This is a genomic window from Companilactobacillus bobalius, from assembly GCF_009764355.1.
In genome coordinates, this window is record NZ_LNUA01000031.1 from 319,158 (window position 1) to 339,407 (window position 20,250).

At 35.8% G+C, this 20,250-nt stretch carries 21 protein-coding genes; 10 read left to right on the forward strand and 11 right to left on the reverse strand.

Translation table 11 applies throughout. From position 1 onward, the window contains the following. Nucleotides 1-384 precede the first annotated feature (384 nt). A complete protein-coding gene (gene wecB / locus ATN92_RS06015; protein ID WP_087721271.1) occupies nt 385-1,527 on the forward strand; it encodes a non-hydrolyzing UDP-N-acetylglucosamine 2-epimerase in 1,143 nt (380 codons plus the stop codon). 482 nt (nt 1,528-2,009) lie between these two features. On the opposite strand, the gene ATN92_RS06020 is transcribed toward wecB, so the two are convergent. Continuing rightward, nucleotides 2,010-2,471 (reverse strand): GtrA family protein, encoded by a 462-nt coding sequence (locus tag ATN92_RS06020; protein WP_056953711.1) that lies wholly within the window; start codon nt 2,469-2,471, stop codon nt 2,010-2,012. A 2-nt stretch (nt 2,472-2,473) separates the two neighbouring features. Further along, nucleotides 2,474-2,929 carry a flavodoxin gene (locus ATN92_RS06025; protein ID WP_056953713.1) on the reverse strand — a complete coding sequence of 152 codons (456 nt, stop codon included), beginning with the start codon at nt 2,927-2,929 and terminating at the stop codon, nt 2,474-2,476. A gap of 124 nt (nt 2,930-3,053) precedes the next feature. Between ATN92_RS06025 and map the strand changes: the two genes are divergently transcribed. The 3 genes from map to galU are packed head-to-tail and all read left to right on the forward strand — an operon-like array spanning nt 3,054 to nt 5,739. Continuing rightward, nucleotides 3,054-3,848 carry a type I methionyl aminopeptidase gene (map, locus tag ATN92_RS06030; RefSeq protein ID WP_025084677.1) on the forward strand — a complete coding sequence of 265 codons (795 nt, stop codon included), beginning with the start codon at nt 3,054-3,056 and terminating at the stop codon, nt 3,846-3,848. A gap of 17 nt (nt 3,849-3,865) precedes the next feature. Continuing rightward, nucleotides 3,866-4,825 (forward strand): YihY/virulence factor BrkB family protein, encoded by a 960-nt coding sequence (locus ATN92_RS06035; RefSeq protein WP_234032533.1) that lies wholly within the window; start codon nt 3,866-3,868, stop codon nt 4,823-4,825. Then, on the forward strand, nt 4,825-5,739 hold the full coding sequence (galU, locus tag ATN92_RS06040) for a UTP--glucose-1-phosphate uridylyltransferase GalU (RefSeq protein ID WP_056953717.1): 915 nt from the start codon (nt 4,825-4,827) through the stop codon (nt 5,737-5,739). The genes ATN92_RS06035 and galU overlap by 1 nt, the downstream gene beginning before the upstream one ends. On the opposite strand, the gene ATN92_RS06045 is transcribed toward galU, so the two are convergent. Further along, a complete protein-coding gene (locus ATN92_RS06045; RefSeq protein ID WP_056953719.1) occupies nt 5,740-6,024 on the reverse strand; it encodes a hypothetical protein in 285 nt (94 codons plus the stop codon). 612 nt (nt 6,025-6,636) lie between these two features. Between ATN92_RS06045 and ATN92_RS06050 the strand changes: the two genes are divergently transcribed. From ATN92_RS06050 to ATN92_RS06070, 5 genes are all read left to right on the forward strand, one after another. Continuing rightward, nucleotides 6,637-7,791, forward strand: a complete 1,155-nt coding sequence (locus ATN92_RS06050) for a thiolase family protein (protein ID WP_056953721.1) — start codon at nt 6,637-6,639, stop codon at nt 7,789-7,791. Next, complete coding sequence (locus ATN92_RS06055; protein ID WP_056953723.1) at nt 7,788-9,029, forward strand: hydroxymethylglutaryl-CoA reductase, degradative; 1,242 nt, start codon at nt 7,788-7,790, stop codon at nt 9,027-9,029. The genes ATN92_RS06050 and ATN92_RS06055 overlap by 4 nt, the downstream gene beginning before the upstream one ends. After that, a complete protein-coding gene (locus ATN92_RS06060; protein ID WP_056953725.1) occupies nt 9,029-10,183 on the forward strand; it encodes a hydroxymethylglutaryl-CoA synthase in 1,155 nt (384 codons plus the stop codon). Before ATN92_RS06055 ends, ATN92_RS06060 begins: the two co-directional genes overlap by 1 nt. Nucleotides 10,184-11,177: 994 nt before the next feature. Beyond that, nucleotides 11,178-11,321 (forward strand): hypothetical protein, encoded by a 144-nt coding sequence (locus tag ATN92_RS06065; RefSeq protein ID WP_156638768.1) that lies wholly within the window; start codon nt 11,178-11,180, stop codon nt 11,319-11,321. A gap of 15 nt (nt 11,322-11,336) precedes the next feature. Next, entirely contained in the window at nt 11,337-11,510 is a 174-nt protein-coding gene (locus ATN92_RS06070) for a hypothetical protein (protein ID WP_156638769.1), read from the forward strand. Between the two features lie 50 nt (nt 11,511-11,560). On the opposite strand, the gene ATN92_RS06075 is transcribed toward ATN92_RS06070, so the two are convergent. The 3 genes from ATN92_RS06075 to ATN92_RS06085 form a co-directional block, all read right to left on the reverse strand. Then, nucleotides 11,561-12,349, reverse strand: coding sequence for an RlpA-like double-psi beta-barrel domain-containing protein (locus ATN92_RS06075; protein WP_056953727.1), 789 nt, complete (start codon nt 12,347-12,349; stop codon nt 11,561-11,563). A gap of 192 nt (nt 12,350-12,541) precedes the next feature. After that, nucleotides 12,542-13,015 (reverse strand): nucleoside 2-deoxyribosyltransferase, encoded by a 474-nt coding sequence (locus ATN92_RS06080; protein ID WP_056953729.1) that lies wholly within the window; start codon nt 13,013-13,015, stop codon nt 12,542-12,544. 434 nt (nt 13,016-13,449) lie between these two features. Next, a complete protein-coding gene (locus ATN92_RS06085) occupies nt 13,450-14,481 on the reverse strand; it encodes a branched-chain amino acid aminotransferase (RefSeq protein ID WP_056953731.1) in 1,032 nt (343 codons plus the stop codon). Between the two features lie 154 nt (nt 14,482-14,635). Between ATN92_RS06085 and ATN92_RS06090 the strand changes: the two genes are divergently transcribed. Then, entirely contained in the window at nt 14,636-15,487 is an 852-nt protein-coding gene (locus ATN92_RS06090; protein ID WP_056953733.1) for an alpha/beta hydrolase, read from the forward strand. A gap of 318 nt (nt 15,488-15,805) precedes the next feature. On the opposite strand, the gene ATN92_RS06095 is transcribed toward ATN92_RS06090, so the two are convergent. The 5 genes from ATN92_RS06095 to ATN92_RS06115 form a co-directional block, all read right to left on the reverse strand. Beyond that, nucleotides 15,806-16,039 (reverse strand): SHOCT domain-containing protein, encoded by a 234-nt coding sequence (locus ATN92_RS06095; RefSeq protein WP_056953735.1) that lies wholly within the window; start codon nt 16,037-16,039, stop codon nt 15,806-15,808. A 74-nt stretch (nt 16,040-16,113) separates the two neighbouring features. Beyond that, a complete protein-coding gene (locus tag ATN92_RS06100) occupies nt 16,114-16,578 on the reverse strand; it encodes an NUDIX hydrolase (RefSeq protein ID WP_087721272.1) in 465 nt (154 codons plus the stop codon). A 19-nt stretch (nt 16,579-16,597) separates the two neighbouring features. Continuing rightward, a complete protein-coding gene (locus ATN92_RS06105) occupies nt 16,598-17,605 on the reverse strand; it encodes a LacI family DNA-binding transcriptional regulator (RefSeq protein WP_056953738.1) in 1,008 nt (335 codons plus the stop codon). Continuing rightward, complete coding sequence (locus ATN92_RS06110) at nt 17,602-19,047, reverse strand: UDP-glucose--hexose-1-phosphate uridylyltransferase (RefSeq protein ID WP_056953740.1); 1,446 nt, start codon at nt 19,045-19,047, stop codon at nt 17,602-17,604. Before ATN92_RS06110 ends, ATN92_RS06105 begins: the two co-directional genes overlap by 4 nt. Further along, complete coding sequence (locus ATN92_RS06115) at nt 19,047-20,231, reverse strand: galactokinase (RefSeq protein WP_056953742.1); 1,185 nt, start codon at nt 20,229-20,231, stop codon at nt 19,047-19,049. The genes ATN92_RS06110 and ATN92_RS06115 overlap by 1 nt, the downstream gene beginning before the upstream one ends. Nucleotides 20,232-20,250 lie beyond the last annotated feature (19 nt).

Here is a 20,250-nt window from a genome sequence, read left to right on the forward strand (position 1 = left end):
ATTCATTTTCGAATACATTGATAATTCTAACTCAAAATGGTAGAAATTAATACTTTTTTTAACAAACTATTTCTGTAAACCCATTAATGGATGTGAAAATAGATGTAAAACGCTATCATATAAAGGATAAGCAGGCCAATTAAAATGAACCACCAATATTTTTTACTGGTGGATTTGATGAAGGTGTTATAAATTGCCATGACGATGAAGAAGGCAATTAAGGTTGTTAAAATACTGAGGACTATTAGTATTGGAATATTAATCATAATATCTATATTATACGCAAAAACTTTCAGAAAACGATATCCTATGAAACAAACGTGTCTACCTATATTAATAAAGTTATCTTTGATATACTGTAGGTAATTTATTGAGGTGATAATTTTGGATAAAATTAAAGTTATGACGGTCTTTGGTACCAGACCCGAAGCAATTAAAATGGCACCCTTAGTTTTAAAATTAAAGCAAAATAGTGATCGTTTCGATACTGTGACAGTAGTTACAGCTCAACATCGTGAAATGTTAGACTCAGTGCTTGAAATTTTTAAGATCAAGCCTGATTATGACTTAAATATCATGAAGGAACGTCAAACACTTAGTGGTATCACTGGTTTAGTTTTGAAGGAACTAGATAGTATCATTGAAAAAGAAAAACCTGATATTGTACTAGTTCATGGTGATACAACAACTACATTCAGTGCCGCTTTGTCAGCCTTCTATCATCAAACACGTATTGGACATGTTGAAGCCGGTTTGAGAACTTGGAATAAGTATTCACCATGGCCAGAAGAAATGAATCGTCAAATGACTGATGATTTAACTGATCTATACTTTGCTCCAACTGATGAAAGTAAAGCTAACTTGTTGAAGGAAAATCATCATGGCGAAAATATCTTTGTAACTGGTAACACAGCTATCGATGCTTTGAAGAGCACCGTTCACAAAGATTATCATCATGATATCTTAGATGTAATTGATCCAGACAAGAAAATGATTTTAATCACAATGCATCGTCGTGAAAACCAAGGTGAACCAATGAAAGAAGTCTTCAGAGCAATGCGTAAAGTTGTTGCTAAGCATGATGACATTGAATTAGTTTACCCAGTACATTTGAACCCAGTCGTTCAACAAACTGCTAAAGAAATTCTAGGTGGGGTAGATAGAATTCATTTGATCGAACCATTAGATGTAGTCGACTTCCATAATTTAGCATCAAGAAGTTACTTTATTATGACAGATTCCGGTGGTGTTCAAGAAGAAGCCCCATCATTAGGAAAACCAGTCCTAGTTTTACGTGACACAACAGAACGTCCTGAAGGTGTAAAAGCTGGAACTTTGAAGTTAGTTGGTACAGACGCTGAAGTAGTTGAGAGAGAAATGACACGTTTAATCACTGACAACGCTGAATACGATCGTATGGCAAATGCCAAAAACCCATACGGTGACGGTAAAGCTTCCGAACGTATTTTGGATGCAATGAGCTATTACTTCAAACAAACAACAGAGAAACCAGACGAATTTAAATAAACGGTGAGAAATATTCTCAAGTTCAATTGTAACTAGATGCCAACTAATGTGGATGAATATGCCGTCGTCCGCAAAAAATCTGTGGGCCCACAGATTTTTTACTACCGACTAATTCTTTGATTCCAATGTTATCGGTGGTTTAAGGCATTAATTCTACATAATTAATAAAGAGTGTTCATATCAATTTGTTAAAATTGGATGAACACTCTTTTTTCTTTTAAAAATATTATAAAAAATTTCTTTACAATTATGGTTAATATAGGACTCCCGTGGGCCAAGTTGAGCTAGATAATTTTATGCTTGGATAGAATTGAGGTAACGTTTATTTAAATTGATGTTGTTATTTTTGTTTTAAAAATTTAGAAAGTAATAATGAATAGAGAAGTTTACCAGTCTGGAGTAAAAGCTGTGCCCACGGCGTTCCACCGCCTTTTCAACTTTTGCGGAAGACGAAATATTTAGTCAAACAAAAAAGAATCGAATTAAATTTCATTTCGACTCTTTCGACGTGCTTTTAAATTTTTAATACGATCAATCAAATGACGATTTTGATAATTGAAAATTAACTTCGATGAGAAGTAATTAAATAGCCCAACAATCAATTGATCAATAGCTTTGATAATCAAGTTATTCCAAGGAAAAATGAAAACCGCTACGACCATGAAAATATCATCAAAGATCAGTGAGAAGATACGTGAAACAAGGAAGAACATTCCTTCTTTAAATAGTTTCTTCAGGTTTTCCATTTCAGATTTGAAAACATATAATTTCGTTACAAAGAATGAAAAGAAGTTGGAGATAAACCAAGCAATAGTATTAGCAATCCACAAGGTAATATGGAAATAGTTATGCGATAGATCGAAAATTCCGATATTTAATAGTGATGCTAAAAAACCAAAGAGACAGTAAACTCCAAAATTACGGTATTTTTTTAAGAAGTCCATTTTTAAAGATCCATTTCTTGTGCCTTTTTAAAGATTTGTTCAGCAAAATTGTCGAGGTTATCGATATCTTCTTGTTCTGGTCCTAACTCGACTTTGACAGAGTCAGCTCCACGAGTAGCACCAGTTTTTTGAAATACTTTATCGAATTCTTCTACGGCTCGGCAGAAATCCTCATAGAAAGTGTCACCTGAACCACAGACACCGTATACTTTTCCAGTTAAGTCAAGGTCTTGCATGTCATCGTAGAAGTCCAATGCTTCATCTGGCACGACACCTTGGTCATAAGTATAGCTAGCGATAATGCAGATATCAGAATCCTCAAAGTCGGCTACATCTGTTTGAGAAACTTCGCTCATATCAACATCACAACCTAAATCCTCGAACTTTTCAGTTAGGACATAGGCGATATCTTCATCATTACCAGTAATGCTAGCAAAAACAATTTTTACTTTTGTCATAATTGTCGCCTCATTATTTAATCTTTAGATATTATAGCAAAAATTAATATCACGGGCTATCTAATTCCGAAACCCTCTAATGTTATAATGAAACTAACATATTTTTGAAGGGACATGTTATAAAGTGATTACATTAAAATCTGCAAGAGAAATCGAAGGAATGAGAAAGTCTGGAGAATTGCTTGCTAATACACATATTGGTTTACGTGACATTATTAAACCAGGAATTTCTTCAATGGAAATTGAAAATTTTGCTAACGACTATATCGTTTCACACGGTGGTCGTCCATCAGAAAAGGGTTTTGAAGGCTACAAGTATGCAACTTGTGTCTGTGTTAATGATGAAGTTGCCCACGGTATTCCTCGTAAGAACCTTATTTTAAAGAGCGGTGACGTTCTAAAAGTAGATATGACCGTTAACTTAAATGGTTATGAAAGTGATTCTTGCTGGACATATGCAGTTGGAGATTTGTCAGCTGAAGATCAAAAATTAATGGATGTAACACACAAGGCTCTATACTTGGGAATTGATCAAGCTGTAGTTGGCAATCGTCTTGGTGATATTGGTTATGCTATCCAACATTATGTTGAAGATGAAAATCATATGGGCGATGTCCGTGACTTGATTGGTCATGGTATTCAACCAACCATGCATGAAGCTCCAAACGTTCCTCATTATGGCGAACCAGGACAAGGTTTGCGTTTACGTGAAGGAATGACAATTACTATTGAACCAATGGTTAACCTTGGAACGTGGGAAATTAAAGATAAGTTTGTTAAAGCTGATGGCTGGGAATATTTTGTTTCTGCCGATGGAACTGATTCAGCACAATATGAACATACCATTGCCATTACCAAAGATGGTCCTAAGATCTTGACTTCTCAAGATCCAGAATATGATGCTAAATACTTACTTTAAAATAGTGAGGATAAATAATGGAAGAAGAAAAGCAACAAATACCACTGTTTAGGCAATCGATAACTAAAAAGCAGAAGTTATTTGGCTTTGTTAAATATGTTACTCAAGCGATGAGTGATTCTAATGTCCCCATGGCTTCCAAAGCAATCACATATTATATTTTGTTGTCGTTGTTTCCAGCGGTAATTGTTGTGGGAAATTTAATCCCATTATTACATTTGGATAAACCGACAGTTATTAGTTATATCGAGTTTATTTTGCCTGATGATTTGCATCATTATTTTTTACCCACGATAGTAAAAGTCTTGTCTAATTCCAACAAAGGCGTCTTGTCAGTTGGTATTGTCGTATCCTTATGGGCAATTTCACGTGGATTGAATATTGCTCAAATGACGATGAATGAGGCCTATGGACTAGATATTAATAATCTATTTGCTGAACAAACTTTTGTAAATTATGTTATTCGTCGGACGTTAGCCTTTTTAATGACGCTAATGTTATTAGTGATTGGTGTGATGGCGATTGTAACGTTTACATTTGGACAAATATTTTTAAATTGGCTAGTTCCATTGCTACGTATAAAGTCAACACTTTTAGATGTCTTTATGCGTTGGAAATGGCCCTTTGCTATTGTTATAATATTGATGATCGTTTTTGCTTTGTATTATTTTTTACCTAATATCCATCTTAAGTTTTATTACATAATAACCGGATCAATTATTACTAGTGTTGGTTTACTAGGATTATCGCAATTGTTCTCTTACTATCTAAAATATTTTGGATCGGCTTGGGACAATTACGGTGCAATTGGTGCCATTATTGTGTTTTTACTGTGGGTGAATATGTCAGTAACAATCTTTTTATTTGGAAATGCCGTTAACGTCGGTTTTGCCGAAGCATACGGCGGTCCATTTTTAAGAAGAAATACTGGTAAGTTAACTAGTTATCTGAAATCGCACGAAAAGGAGAATAATTGATGAAAGTTAGAAAAGCAATTATACCAGCAGCAGGATTAGGAACAAGATTTTTACCAGCAACAAAGGCTTTAGCTAAGGAAATGTTACCAATTGTTGATAAGCCAACAATTCAATTTATCGTTGAGGAAGCTAAGGCTTCAGGTATCGAAGATATTTTGATTATTACTGGTAAGAATAAGCGTTCTATTGAAGATCACTTTGATGCCGTACCAGAATTGGAACAAAATCTTCAAGCAAAGAACAAGACAGAATTATTGAAAGTTGTTCAAGACACAACTAATTTGGGTGTTAACTTGTACTACAGTCGTCAAGCTCATCCAAATGGTTTAGGAGATGCTGTTGCTCAAGCACGTTCATTTATTGGTGACGAACCATTCGTTGTTATGTTGGGTGACGATTTAATGAAGGATAAGGTTCCTTTGACAAAGCAATTGATTAACGACTATGACAAGACACATGCTTCAACTCTAGCTGTTATGCGAGTACCAGAAAGAGATGTTTCTAAGTATGGTGTTATTGATCCTGAAGGCGAAACAGCCCCTGGACTATATAATGTTAAGAAATTTGTTGAAAAGCCAAAGACTGAAGATGCTCCAAGTAATCTAGCTATTATTGGACGTTATCTTTTGACACCAGAAATCTTTGATTTACTAGCAACTCAAAAACCAGGTGCTGGTAACGAAATTCAATTGACTGATGCAATTGATCGTATGAATAAGACACAACGTGTGTTTGCTCATGAATTCAAGGGTCAAAGATATGATGTTGGTAACAAATTTGGCTATGTTAAGACAAATATTGAATATGGTTTGACTCATCCTGAAGTTGAAAGTGAGTTAAAACCATACATTTTGGATCTTGCTAAGAAACTTCAAGCAGAAGACAAACCTGCTAGCAAGAAATCAAGTAAATAATTAACCAAGTAATAGACAGTCATTAGCGACTCTGAAACCGAAGAGTTGTTTGTGGCTGTTTTTATTATGATAAAAAATCGGAAATTCATAGTAATCTTTTTGATTTAGTAAAACTAGAAACTCCCAGTTTTTAAGACCGTGTAATTTGGTTGATGTCTTCAGAACAACCGTATCGTCAATTATTTCAATATCGACAACGGCCAACCTTTGGTCGTCATCTTCAACGAAAATGCGGTTGTTCTTTTTGAAGTCATTTAATAATAAGATTAAATCAATAGTACGCATAAGAATTCTCCACTAAATAATTGTTTTTATTGTCCAATTAAATTATTATGTAAGCTTAAGGATATTTTGGTTCTTGCTGGAAATATATTGTAGCCGATACCAACTGATATGGCTTGAGGATGCCGTCGTCCATAGAAAATCTGTGGGCCGCTGGAACGTGGTGGACACGACTTGAAGCTAATGATTTTTCATTTCGCGAAAAATCATGGATCTCTAAGCTCGGTCTTCTACTAACCTTGCTTCGCAAGCTAAGTAGAATTTCACCACTTAGGGCCCACAGATTTTCTACTACCGACTGTGTTTCTGTTTCTATTGTTATCAGTTAGAATTACGGTGGTTGGATAGTTTTTAATTCTATTTAAGTGTAGAAAGATAGAACAACACACTAGTTCAGAGCAACAAGAAAATTGGCTCAGCCATGAAATTTACCTTAGCAATTTATTGCTTAGGTAAAGGTCGAACTTGAAGATCCATAAATTTGCACAAAGTGCAAATTTATTAGCTTCCAGTCGGCCCATGGCGTTCCAGCCAAATTTTCTTGTTGTGGAGGACGGAATCATACAGTCATGCAATAAGAACCGATATCTTATCAAGTTTGAAGGGAAATAAATTATGGATCCAATTGTAATTATAGACGCAAAGAGAACTGCTATTGGTAAGTTTCGTGGTCAATATGCTAATTTGACGGCAGTTCAATTAGGAACACAATTAGTTCAAAAATTATTGGATAGGAATAAGATTGACCCTAAAAAGATTGATCAATTCATTTTTGGAAATGTATATCAAGCTGGAATGGGCCAGAACACTGCTAGACAGATTGGTTTAAACGTTGGTGGTCGAGTAGACTCGACTGCCATGACGGTTAATCAAGTTTGTGGTTCTGGAATGAAGGCCATTTACGAAGGTATCGCAGCTATTACTATGGGTAATGCAGATATCGTTGTTGCTGGTGGTGTGGAAAGTATGTCTAATGCACCTTTCTATGCTCCTAGAACTGGAAAAATGGAAGTCAGTCCTAAACTTTCTGACACATTATTCAATGATGGTCTAAATGATGCCTTCAACAATTTACCTATGGGTATAACGGCTGAAAATGTTGCTAAGAAATTCCATATCAGTCGTGAGCAACAAGATGAGTTTGCCTACAATTCTCATCAAAAGGCTCATCAAGCAGAGTCCAAATTGGCTAAGGAAATTATTCCGATTGAAGTTAATGGCGAAGAGATAACTACTGATCAGTCAATTCGTCCGACAACAACTTTGGAACAAATGGGTCAATTAAGAACTGTATTTGATAAACAAGGTACTGTTACAGCCGGAAATTCTTCACCAATCAATGACGGTGCCGCAGCGGTTATTCTGATGAAACAAAGTCGTGCAACTGAATTAGGTTTGACACCGGTAGCTGAAATTACGGGTTATACAGAAGTAGGAATTGATCCTAATTATATGGGATATGCTCCATACTATGCTGTAAATAAGTATTTTGATCGTTACAAGACTGGTTTAGATGATTTTGATCTATATGAAGTTAATGAAGCTTTTGCTTCACAAGCAGTAGCCGTTAGTCGTGATTTGAATCTACCAATGGATCGTTTGAATATTTATGGAGGAGCAATTGCCTTAGGACATCCATTAGGAGCTACAGGAGCTCGTATGATTGCTACCTTGATAAATTCGTTACAACAAGAAAAGAAGCAAACAGGTTTAGCCTCATTATGTATTGGTGGCGGCATGGGTATGGCTATGGGTATTAAACTGCTATGAAAATCTATGAAATGACGAATGAAGAAAGAATTAAGTTATTGGTTCAAACGGGTTATCTGACGACCAAACAAGCTGAATTGTTGCAGAATCGTCAAACCATTTCTTTAGATTTGGCTAATAGTTTGAGCGAAAATCAGATTGGTAGTTTTAGTTTGCCCTATGGTTTTGCCACGGACTTTGTAGTCGATGGACAAGATTATCTTGTGCCAATGGTTATCGAGGAACCTTCTGTGATTGCTGCAGCTTCTAATGCTGCTAAACGTATCAAAAATAGTGGTGGTTTTAGAACATTCCCCAGTTCTCGAGTAGTTTATGGTCAAATCGTTTTGGAAAATTTGACAAAAACCGATATTGAAACCTTAGAAAAGAAAGATTCAGAGATATTTGAATTTGCTCAACAAGCGCATCCCAGTCTTATTAAACGAGGTGGCGGTATCGTTTCGTTGAAATTTAATCGCTACGATGATTTCTTTGAAATTGAACTCGGTATCGATACGGTTGATGCTATGGGTGCCAATATGGTTAATTCAATTTTGGAAAAGACAGCTCATAAGATTTCTAGCTTGGTTTCAGGTGATATCTTATGTAGTATTTTGTCTAATAGTGGTCAGGGACAAGTCATTACTGCTGAAGCGGCGATTGATTTTGAACAACTCAAGACGAAATCTATGTCTGGTTCTGAAGTAGCAACTAGAATCGTGAAACTAGCTGATTTTGCTAAACAGTCAGTTAAACGAGCTGTGACTCACAACAAAGGTATTATGAACGGAATTGATGCAGTTTATCTAGCTACAGGAAACGACTTCCGTGCTCAAGAAGCTGCGGCTCACAGTTTTGCCTTTGAATCTGGACAGTATCAACCGTTCAGTGAATGGCAGATCAAAGATGGGCAATTATTGGGCACTTTAAAAATGCCAATTGAACTCGGTAGCGTCGGTGGGGCAATAAGTGCTTTACCGATGGCTCAACTTAGTTTGGCAATTATGAAGATCACTAATAGTAAACAATTACAGTCAGTAGTGGCTGCAGTTGGATTGGCTAATAATTTGTCAGCTCTGAGAGCTTTAGTGACAACTGGAATTCAGGCTGGTCATATGGGACTACAGAGTAAGTCATTAGCGGTTTCGGCTGGTGCCAGTGGTTCTGAAATTGATGAAGTTTCGAAACAATTAAATCAAACAAAAAATTATACAATTGAAAATGCAAAGAATATTTTAATGGAATTAAGAGGTAAATAATGGATATAGGTATTGATAAAATAGGCGTTTACGTTCCTAAAAATTATATCGACATTGTTGAACTAGCTAAAGCTAGGGATGTTGATCCTAATAAATTTACAATTGGTATTGGACAAGACAAACAAGCTGTTCCACAACCTTACGAGGATGTGGTAACTATGGCTGCTAATTCAGCTGATAGTATTTTAACCACCGAAGATAAAAAGGCCTTAGGTTTACTAATTGTCGGAACAGAAAGCAGTATCGATGAGTCTAAATCATCGGCAGCTTTTTTGATGGATCTATTAGATTTACCAGAAGATATCCGTTCTTTTGAAATTAAGCAGGCTTGTTATGGAGCCACAGCTGGACTACAAACAGCGGTTGATTTTGTCAGTCAAAATCCTGATAAAAAAGCACTAGTTATTGCTAGTGATATTGCTCGTTATGGTATCAAGACTCCTGGTGAAGTAACTCAGGGTGCTGGATCAGTGGCGATGATCGTTAGTCAAAATCCACGTGTTTTGAAATTGACTCGCAAATCAGTTTACATGACTCGTAATGTGGGTGATTTCTGGCGTCCAACATTCTCCAAGACGGCTTTTGCCCGTGGTAAATTCTCTAATGAAGTATATGTCGATTTCTTCAATACTTTATGGAAAAAATATCAAGATAAGTATTCAGCCACAATTGATGACTTCTCAACTTTATTATTCCATATTCCTTATACGAAGATGGGTACAAAAGCTTTAAGAACTTTGGAAGGCAAGATTTCAGATGTCAAGTACGCAAAATTGACAGAACACTATCAAGCTAGTATCAAATTCAGCCGTGAAGTAGGGAATCTTTATACTGGTTCACTTTACTTAGGACTGTTGTCTTATTTGATTAATGCTGCTCAAGCCAATGAAGAATTATTATTATTCAGTTACGGTTCAGGTGCTGTTGGTGAATTATATAGTGGCGAAATTCAAGCTGGTTTTGATAAGGTTATTGATCAAAGTGGCATTTTAGAAATGCTTGATAATCGTCAAAAAATGAGCATTGCAGATTACGAAAAGATGTATCAAGTTGAGTATCAAGATGGAACAATTGTTGATCCCCAAGCAGTTAATAGCAAGTTCTATTTGAGTGAAATTAAAGAGAATGAACGACTCTATAAAAAGTTAAAGTAAGGTATTGCAAACGCTTACTTAAGATGCTATATTAAAGACGTGGTAAAGATGAAATGTCAGGAACTGTAGCCCTAAAAGATTTTGAATGAGAAAGTTTTATCGTTTCTAGGGGATGGTAGGATTAGTCAAAAACAAAGGAAAATTAGAGTAATACAGTTCAACGGCATTTTTGGAACTAGCGACAAAAGTTAACATAAAATCGACCTTTTAAGTAGTCGCGCAAGCTCAATACGTGGTTCGCTAGGATCCATTAGTTGAACAAAATATATTTATAGTAAGATATGTTTCAGGTAGTAAGATTCATTTATTTAAATAGATTCAATTTAAAAGTTGATGAAACTGCAGTAAATTTCGTCTTACCACTCATATCTAACTTAAGAGTTCTCCACAAGTGAGAACTCTTTTTTTGCGTTCAGAATTTAATGACGTAGTGTCTAAATTTTCCAGAGTTATTTATTGTAAACGCTTACGAAATGAGTTATATTATAGACGTGGTAAAGATGAAGTGTCAGGAACTGCAGCCCTAAAAGTTTTTGATTTAGAAAGTTTTATCTGTTACAAGATAGGATCAGTAAAGAACAAATAGAAAGTTAGAGTCAGTGCAGTTTAAGGACATTCTTGGAACTAGCGACAAAAGTTAACATAAGATCGACCTAATTAGTTAGTCGCGCAAGCTCAATACATGGTTCGCTAGGATCCATTAGTTGAACAAAAGAATTACATATTTAGATAGTAAGATATGTTTTAAAAGTAGTAAGATTCATTGAATATTGATGAAAACTGCAGTAGATTTCATCTTACCACTTATATCTAACTAGAGGGCTCTCCACAAGTGAGAGCTCTTTTTTTATTATCTAATTAGACATCTTGGCAAAAATGGTTATAAGGAAGGCTAAATCAATGAGGGTTCAGCCTTTTTATGTGGACTAATTTCTTGGACAATTAACTTCAAAATAATAGAATATCCTTAAACCAAAAAAAGGATTTGATACAAATGGATCAAGTATATCGTAGAAGTTTAACTTTAGCTTTTATCCTACTGGACTTTTATATCTGGATTACAGGTGGCGTGATCAGTTCAATTATTGCCTTTGTTTTTGGAATAATTATTCTCTTTAGTAGAATCTTGAGCAACTGAAAAGGAGAGGGCATTATGTTAAAAAAATTAGTTAATATTTTCTTCAGCGCTCTTTTGGGAATTGCTACTATTATTGTTGTAACAGCTCCATTAATCTATTCCATCTTAGCCTTTGTGGTGGGGATGGTATTACTCGTTTGGAAAGTTCTTAAATTCGATGAAAGAACACATCGGCTTAGTAAAAATTGAAAACAAAAAAGGTACCTCCAAAATGGAGATACCCGATTAAATCTATCTGATTAACCTAAAACTTGAACAGTAACGTTTTGACGTCCAAATTGTAATGCTTGTGAGTTAGGCATAGCAATATCAAGTTGGTTAGGATTGCTGTAAGCGAAGAGGCCAGTATCGTTAACTACACGATCGTAAGTCTTGCCATTAGCAGTAATTCTTAAATGTGTTCCACGAGGGAATTTTGATAAGTTAGCAGCAACGCCACTGTAACCCATGTTTGAACCAAGAACAACGGGATCATAAGCTGTAGCTGACATTGTTAGAGTTTGTTTAACATTGTCAGTTGACATGTACTTTCCGTTGATCCATTGACTACGGCCAACATCGTACCATGTGTTACCAGTTGAATCAGTTTTACTTGCGTAAACATGAACCATAGTATGTCCAGTAGCTACATTACCTGTAAAATTGCCGTTAGGGGCATCATAAAGGTTAACACCACCTGCAACATTAATATACATATCTTTGCTTAGAGAAACAGCTGGAGCTTCTGTAGAAATATCGTTAGCAGAGATCCATTCGTTTGCACCTACTTCGTAATAAACAGCTCCATCAACGTTCATAGTCTTGTCGATTCTCCAAGCTGTTTTGTTACCAAGCATAGAACTAGCTCTAGTAACACCGTTTTGTGATTGTGTGTAAATACCGGCACCATTAGCGTTAGTTACATAAACAACACCACTAGCACTAGCTGTTGTTGTTGCAGCACTAACAGTTTGTGTTTGAGTACTGATTCCGATTAAAGCAAGTGTAGTTACGGTAAATACTGATGCTACGAATTTTTTGATCTTCATATAAAATAATTCCCCCGAGTAAATCTTGTGTTTGTTTTTATTTAATGTGTGCTATTTTCTCAACGGAATTAATAATATAACGTCTAGACCGACAAATGTTGAATATAACTTAACTGTAAATTAGTTATAATTTGACTGTAAAGTTAATGTAACTAAACTGAAACAATTATATGTCAAATTTTTACAAAAAAATTACAAGTATTTGCGAATCTCTTCTAACATACTATCGATATTGTTAACAACAACACCGTTCATTTTGATTAAACCAATAGTGTAATTGTTGATATAGGCAAAAGGATTCTCACCGATAGATCCTACAGCCTTAAGCTTTTCAGGATTCTCGACGCCGTGTTGACGTAGGTCAGTATAGACACCAATAATAGGAATTTCTTTTCCATATGCCAAACCAATTTCAGAAGCCACACCGTCGTCCATCGTGTCACCATCAAGAATTGCAACAATTAAGTCGGAAGATAATAATTCTTTGTTATCTTCTTGGGCGATTTTGATAGAATCGGCGTAATTCATCTTGTCATTGATGTCACCATTTTCTTGTGGGAGATAAACTTCGATATTGGAATTCATCTTTCTGATCTTATCAACTACAACTTCGTTAAACATACGGTCAGCTAAAGCAAAAAGACCATTTGCAAAATATATTTTCATTAAAAAATCCTTCTTTCTATTATTATATGCTCTGTAATATTCTATCATGCGGTTAATTTTTCACCGTAAAAAGTTTGATTTATCTGTAAACTAAGAAATATACCATTATTTAGCTTGGATTTTAATTCAATAATAGAAAAATTATTTTATAAATTTGTAGATTCCTTACTGGTGGCTTAAATATACAATATAAGTACATGCGAGAGAGCAAAATAATTGTTCTAACTTCTGACTTATTATCACCCTCGGATAATCTGTCGAAGGTAACATGTGTACTATCAAAACACTGTTTTCCCTAATTACCAGTAGTGTACTAATTTGCTCTAATATTAATGTTACAGTTCACCCTTCGATACTGCACTTTAATATTGAGAATCTCAAACATATAATATTCCATTAAAAAAGCTGTGACTTCATCAATCACAGCTTTTTTGCTATTCTACGACTTGAACCCAACCTTCAGGAGCCTCAACGGTTCCAAATTGAATTCCTGTTAAAGTTTCATATAGTTTTTTGGTAACTGGTCCGACTTCTGTTTCACTGTAGAAGACGTGTAGATTACCATTGTGTTCCAAACCACCAATAGGAGAGATGACGGCAGCGGTACCACAAGCACCAGCTTCTTTGAACTTATCTAGTTGGTCGATGTAGACGTCGCCTTCTTCTGCTCCAAGTCCCAGACGATTCTTAGCTAACCAGAGTAGGGAGTATTTAGTAATACTTGGTAAAATTGATGGTGATTTTGGCGTCAAGAAGACATCATCCTTAGTGATACCGAAGAAATTAGCTGATCCGACTTCTTCAATTTTTTCATGATTAATTGGATCTAGATAAACACAATCTGCAAAACCGTTTTTATGAGCTTCGTCACCAGGGTAGAGACTAGCGGCGTAATTTCCACCAACTTTACTTTGACCGGTACCTTTGTGGGCGGCACGGTCGTACTGTGATGTGGTGAAATTAACCGGAGTGAGTCCACCTTTGAAGTAGTTACCAACGGGCATAGCGAAAATGGTAAAGATGTATTCAGGAGCAGCGTGGACACCGATTTGGGCACCAGTACCAATAATTAAAGGGCGTAAATAAAGTGTGGCACCAGTTCCGTAAGGGGGAACAAAGTCAGAATTGGCTTTGACTACTTCTTTGACGGCTTCAACGAATTTATCTTCTGGAAAAACTGGCATCAATAGTCTTTCACAAGATTCCTTCATTCGGCTAGCATTGCGGTCGGGTCTGAATAATTGAATATGACCATCAGGAGTACGATAGGCCTTCATTCCTTCGAAAGCTGCCTGACCATAATGTAAAACAGTAGAAGCCTCGCTAATATGGAGTGTACTGTCTTCAGTTAAACCAGCATCTTGCCATGAACCGTTCTTATAATGAGCGATAAATCGATAAGGTAAGTCCATGTAATTAAATCCGAGGTTATTCCAGTCAATTGTTGTTGGATCTGCTTTTGCCATAATCAAAATCTCCTTACTAAAATTAAAATAATATTAAATAGATTAAATTCATCATAATTAATCATTTTGGAAGTGTCAATCAAGTTTAAGTGTTTTCTTTACGCGACTAGTACGAGAATGGCTACAATATAGGTTATAAGTGAGAGGAGAAATTATGAATAAAAAAAAGTTTATTTTTTCGACCGCAATGGCAATGATACTAGTGGTATTCGGTTTCTTTACCTATAGTTGTCATGCACAAGCAGTAAATTCTAAAAAATACGTTCAAGAATCAATTCCAACTATCTTTTTTCATGGTTATGGCAGTAGTTATCAAGCTGAAACTCAAATGACTGGTGCTGCTAAAGAGGCGGGAGTTACAAGAACAATCGTGAGAATCAATGTTAGTCCTAATGGTTACGCTAAAATGATTGGTTCTATACCTAAAAAGGCCAAGAACCCGATTGTTGAAGTTAATTATGATGATAATAAAATGTTGAACTATCATACGGCCGGTCTTTGGGCTAAGAATGTTATCAAAGTTTTGCAAAAGGATTATAAGTTTAAAAAAGTTAATTTAGTAGGTCATTCAATGGGGAATATGGCTATTAATTATTATATTTTGGATAATTATAGTAATAAGAAGTTGCCTAAAATTAATAAGGTAGTTGATATTGCCGGTCATTTTGACGGTATCATTGATGAAGATGATGAACCAGGACGTATTAGTTTAGATAAAAATGGTAAACCTACGCCTATGAATCAGTATTATCAGGAGTTATTGAAGTTTAGAAAGATTTATCCTACTAATACTAGAGTGTTAAATATTTTTGGTGATAAAAATGATGGTACACATTCTGATGGAGCTGTAACCAACGCTTCTTCTCAATCGTTGAGATATTTAGTTTCTGGTCGTGCCAAGTCTTATCGGGAAAAGAAGATTGTTGGTAAGATGGCTGCCCACAGTAAGCTACATGAAAATAAGCAAGTTGATAGGATTTTAATTAACTTCTTATGGAAGAAGTAGGAAAAAATTAAAAGCTGATTTGATTGTAACTAATACCAACTAATGTAGTTGAAATATGCCGTCGTCCGCAAAAAATCTGTGAGCCGCTGGAACGTGGTGGACACGACTTCAAGCTAAGTAAAAACTTCACCACTGAGGGCTCACAGATTTTTTACTACCGACTGGTTCGTTAGTTCCAATATTAGCGAGTAAAAATGCAGTATCTATATAATCCAAATAAAAATTTTAAATCAAAAGAACAGCTTCCATTAAGTATTCAAGGCATATGTTATGTACTCGAATATTTCTCAATAGAAGCTGTTCTTATTTTTTATTATTTTACTTTTTTAAATTTTCTTTTCGTTTAGCATAGTCAGCGTCCGAGATTTTTCCTTGAGCGTACTCACGATCCAAAATGTCTAGCGCACTATTTTGCCGATGGCTATTTTGATGATCATTAAATAGGTAAACAATCGCAATGAAGATCAACAAGGTAATGATTCCATAAAAGAGGAATCCTCCACCCATGAAGTCCATACCACTAAATATATGACAACCGGTTAATCCCATCATAATTGGCATCTCCTTTAAATGGAATTGTCTCAATTATAGGTAGGAGTTGAAGTTCTAACAATTATATTGCTTGCTTATTCGAAATATGGATAATCATGATCAAAGTAATGTTGCAAGCATCTAGCGTGTTGCGGATTGAATATTTCAGGTAAATTTTCTTTAGAGAAATATTTTAAATCTAAGGTTTCCTCATTCTTAGAATGGAGTTCACCTTTACAATAGTTGACTAAAAAGAAGGTTACGATGGTTTGGGCAACGTCGTTGTTGGGGTAGTGCTGAATGTGGTTAGAGGAGAGTCCTAGAAATGAATTTAATGTAACTTCAAGTCCAGTTTCTTCGCGAAATTCACGACGACAGGTACCTTCAACTGTTTCACCATATTCCATGGCACCACCGGGAAGTCCCCATTTATTCGTATCAGAACGTTTTTGCAAAAGAACTTCATTCTTATTGTTGGTTAGAATTCCTCCAGCAAAATTTAAGATAATTGGTTCATGACCAATTTTGTGTCGAATGTCCTGAATGTAATCCATTTTTATCTCCCCAATGACAAATTATTTATAAATCTTCAATTGTTGCATAGGTGGATTGTCTAAAGATGAGTTTAGTAGCTAATTCGATTCTTTTAGCAATGTGTTGCTGATTAGTTAAGAGATCCTGCATTAAATCAACTGAGGCGGCACCCATTTGATTTGTAGCAACGTCTACTGAGCTTAACTCGGGATTGACATAGCGAGAAAGAGCAGTGTTGTCGAAACTAAAGAGTTGAACTTGTTTAGGAACAGCAATGTTATTCTCTTGAAGGGCTTTTAATGCACCGGCAGCCATCAAGTCATTGGTAATGAAGAAAGCATGTGGAAAGTTTTCTTTATCCAAGGCCTTTGTCATTTGCAGATAACCAGAGTCTTTAGTGAAGTCACCCTTAAAACAATTTTGGGGATCAAATAGATTGTGTTCTTCCATAGCTGATTTGAAGGAATTAAAACGTAAATCAGGGATAGTTCTCTGATTATCTGTCGAAGTCTCTTCGCCGTATATCAAGCCGATGTCTTCGATATCTTGGTCAACAAAATAATTAATAACTTTTTGAATACCATATTTGAAATCAGTTAACACTGAATCGAACCCTTTACTGAATTGGTCATCGTCGATAAAAACAATGTTAGGGCAAATCAAGGTCATAGTTTGAACTTGTTCCTGACTGAATTTACCTACGGCAATGATACCGTCAGTGTCATTAGGAATTTCCTCAATATCGTTGTGAAAAATACGACTGATTTGGAATCCGTATTTGGGTGCCTGTTGTTCGATTCCTTCACGTACGGTCATATAGTAGAGGTCATCTTGCTCTTTAGATTCGGAATACCACTGGACTAGAGCTAAATGTTTTTGATAGTGGCTATTGGGATGATTAGCTTTTTTATAGTTAAGGTCAGTCGCAATTTTTAAAATATTGGCTCTAGTTTCATCAGTGACTGATAAAGTTAAATCATTGTTCAAAACTCGAGAGACAGTGGCTGGTGAGACACTGGCTTTTTTAGCAATATCGCGTAAGGTAGCCATTATTGAAGACTCCGAATGAATTTGTCAAAAGCAGCTTGTCCTTGAGTATTCCATTTGAAGACACCAGCATCTTCGAGAACACGACTAAAGACAAGACCTGTTTCTTTATCAACAATCTTTTCCACATTGTCAGTTGTAAATTCATATTTTTGTTTCAATTGATCTGCCCAAGTCTTATGATATTGAGCCATTTGGTTAGGTTGGTCTAATAGGTAACGTTCAACCTCTTTTAACTCAGTTTTTAGTCTAGCAGGTAAGATGGCACGTCCCATAACTTCGATTAGACCGATATTTTCCTTCTTGATATGTTGAACATCCTTGTGGGGGTGGAAAATTCCATCGGGATATTTATCAGAGGTTTGGTTGTCACGCAAGACGATATCCATAACGTAGTTTTCGTCTTTGCGATAGGCAATCGGCGTAACAGTATGATGACGAATTTCACCACTATGAGATCTAATATCAACTGATTCGTCAGAATAATTCATCCAGTGTTCATGAATCAAAGTAGCAGCCTTAACTAATTCTTCAGGATCTTTGCTTGTTAAACGAATTGTGGAAAGCGGCCATTTAACGATTCCGGCGGAAACATTATCAACATCAATTTCAATTTGACGGTCAATAGGGGCTTTCATCATTGGGAAAGTATGATGACCACCTTGATAGTGATCGTGACTAAGCATAGAACCACCGACAATTGGCAAGTCAGCGTTACTACCAACGAAGTAATTAGGGAACATTTTAATGATTTCAATCAAGTTATTGAAGGTATGTTGATTGATGATCATTGGTTTGTGAGTCGTATTTAAGAAAATAGCATGCTCTTTAAAATAGGCGTAAGGGGAATATTGGAAACCCCAAGTTTCACCACCAAGGGTAAAACGAATAACACGATGATTGCTACGAGCAGGATAACCTAAACGGCCTAAATAGCCTTCATTTTCTAGACAAAGTTGACATTTAGGGTAACCAGTTTGTTTAGCTTTGCCAGCGGCCGCAATAGCTTTAGGGTCCTTTTCAGGTTTGGATAGGTTAATAGTGATTTCGAGGTTGCCATAATCAGTTGCTACCTGGTAGGAAATATTTTTGGCGATGGCTTTAACTTTGATGTAATCATTATCTTGACTCATCTGATAGAAATATTTGATAGCATCAGTTGGGTTCTTTTGATAAAGATTCCAGAATTTATGATTAACACGTGAAGGTAGTGGGGTAACGAAGTCCATCAATTGGTCGTTAAGGATTTCCTTAGCAGTTTGACTATCTTCAATTTTTTTATTTTGAATAGCTGTTTTGATTAAGGCTTCTTTAGTATCTTCAGCTTCAAGATAATTATCGTCACCAACTAGGGCACAGATGCGATTGTATAAGTAAACATGATCCATTTCTTGATAATCGTTATCAGCATTAATTATTTGATCGACAAATTTATCGACACAAGACATTATTTTTCCACCTCGGTTATAGCAATTTCTCTAGGTCCATCAGCAATTTCAGCAATGTAAAAGTCAGCAGCATAGCCAATCTCTTCTTGATAAATTTGACCAACATTTTCTTTGAAGGCAACGATTTTATCTTTGTCAACAATGGCAATAGCACAACCACCAAAGCCAGCGCCAACCATACGGGCACCAAGAACACCGTCTTGTTTCCAAGCGGCAGCGACTAAAGTATCGAGTTCTTTACCAGTTACTTCATAGTCATAATGAAGTGAAATATGTGAAGCATTGACTAATTTACCGAATTCTTCAAGATTGTTCTCTTTAAGATAGTTGATAGCCTTGAGGGTTCTTTGGTTTTCAAAAACAGCATGACGGGCACGACGAATCAAGATGTCATCATTGATCAAATATGAGTTACGATCGAAATCGTCAATTGACAATTCACCTAATGAGTTGATATCCAATTTAGTTTGAAGCAGTTTCAAGGCTTCCTCACATTGGCTACGACGTTCATTGTATTTAGAATCGGCCAAAGTACGATGCTTGTTGGTGTTCATGATAACAATAACGTTATTGCCTAATTCAACTGGAGCATAGTGATATTCCATAGTATTAGTGTCGAGCAGGATAGCTTGATTTTCTTTACCCATTCCCACAGCAAATTGATCCATGATTCCTGAATTGACACCGATAAAGTCGTTCTCATCTTTTTGACCCATTTTTACTAAATCAAGTTGATCAATATCAAGTGAGAAGACGTCTTTGAGAATTGTTCCCATCAATAATTCAATTGAAGCAGAAGATGATAAGCCAGCACCATCAGGTAAATTACCGTGGATATAAAGATTGAAACCATGGTCTAATTTGTAACCGGTTTTAGTAATAAAATAGATCATCCCTTTAGGATAATTAGCCCAATCGTCGTCTTTGTTAAATTTGAGGTCGTCAAGTGAGAATGAAATAATACCTTTGTCAGGTAAATTCTCGGAAAACATTTGAACAGTGTTGTCATCACGTTTACCGTAAGCTGCATATGTTCCTAAACTGATAGCGCAGGGGAAGACATTTCCTCCATTGTAGTCAGTGTGTTCACCAATTAAGTTGATACGGCCAGGTGAGAAAAACAATTTTTCAGCTGTTTGGTTAAATTTATCTGCAAATCCTTGTAAAATTTCGTTAGTATTCATGATTGATCCTCCATTTAGT

What these genes read in the sequence shown, in the direction of transcription:
- ATN92_RS06020 (WP_056953711.1), bottom strand. Translation starts at nt 2,471, where the DNA reads ATGGACTTCTTAAAAAAATACCGTAATTTTGGAGTTTACTGTCTCTTT.
- ATN92_RS06025 (WP_056953713.1), bottom strand. Translation starts at nt 2,929, where the DNA reads ATGACAAAAGTAAAAATTGTTTTTGCTAGCATTACTGGTAATGATGAA.
- ATN92_RS06035 (WP_234032533.1), top strand. Translation starts at nt 3,866, where the DNA reads ATGGAAGAAGAAAAGCAACAAATACCACTGTTTAGGCAATCGATAACT.
- galU (WP_056953717.1), top strand. Translation starts at nt 4,825, where the DNA reads ATGAAAGTTAGAAAAGCAATTATACCAGCAGCAGGATTAGGAACAAGA.
- ATN92_RS06045 (WP_056953719.1), bottom strand. Translation starts at nt 6,024, where the DNA reads ATGCGTACTATTGATTTAATCTTATTATTAAATGACTTCAAAAAGAAC.
- ATN92_RS06050 (WP_056953721.1), top strand. Translation starts at nt 6,637, where the DNA reads ATGGATCCAATTGTAATTATAGACGCAAAGAGAACTGCTATTGGTAAG.
- ATN92_RS06055 (WP_056953723.1), top strand. Translation starts at nt 7,788, where the DNA reads ATGAAAATCTATGAAATGACGAATGAAGAAAGAATTAAGTTATTGGTT.
- ATN92_RS06060 (WP_056953725.1), top strand. Translation starts at nt 9,029, where the DNA reads ATGGATATAGGTATTGATAAAATAGGCGTTTACGTTCCTAAAAATTAT.
- ATN92_RS06065 (WP_156638768.1), top strand. Translation starts at nt 11,178, where the DNA reads ATGGATCAAGTATATCGTAGAAGTTTAACTTTAGCTTTTATCCTACTG.
- ATN92_RS06070 (WP_156638769.1), top strand. Translation starts at nt 11,337, where the DNA reads ATGTTAAAAAAATTAGTTAATATTTTCTTCAGCGCTCTTTTGGGAATT.
- ATN92_RS06075 (WP_056953727.1), bottom strand. Translation starts at nt 12,349, where the DNA reads ATGAAGATCAAAAAATTCGTAGCATCAGTATTTACCGTAACTACACTT.
- ATN92_RS06080 (WP_056953729.1), bottom strand. Translation starts at nt 13,015, where the DNA reads ATGAAAATATATTTTGCAAATGGTCTTTTTGCTTTAGCTGACCGTATG.
- ATN92_RS06085 (WP_056953731.1), bottom strand. Translation starts at nt 14,481, where the DNA reads ATGGCAAAAGCAGATCCAACAACAATTGACTGGAATAACCTCGGATTT.
- ATN92_RS06090 (WP_056953733.1), top strand. Translation starts at nt 14,636, where the DNA reads ATGAATAAAAAAAAGTTTATTTTTTCGACCGCAATGGCAATGATACTA.
- ATN92_RS06095 (WP_056953735.1), bottom strand. Translation starts at nt 16,039, where the DNA reads ATGATGGGATTAACCGGTTGTCATATATTTAGTGGTATGGACTTCATG.
- ATN92_RS06110 (WP_056953740.1), bottom strand. Translation starts at nt 19,047, where the DNA reads ATGTCTTGTGTCGATAAATTTGTCGATCAAATAATTAATGCTGATAAC.
- ATN92_RS06115 (WP_056953742.1), bottom strand. Translation starts at nt 20,231, where the DNA reads ATGAATACTAACGAAATTTTACAAGGATTTGCAGATAAATTTAACCAA.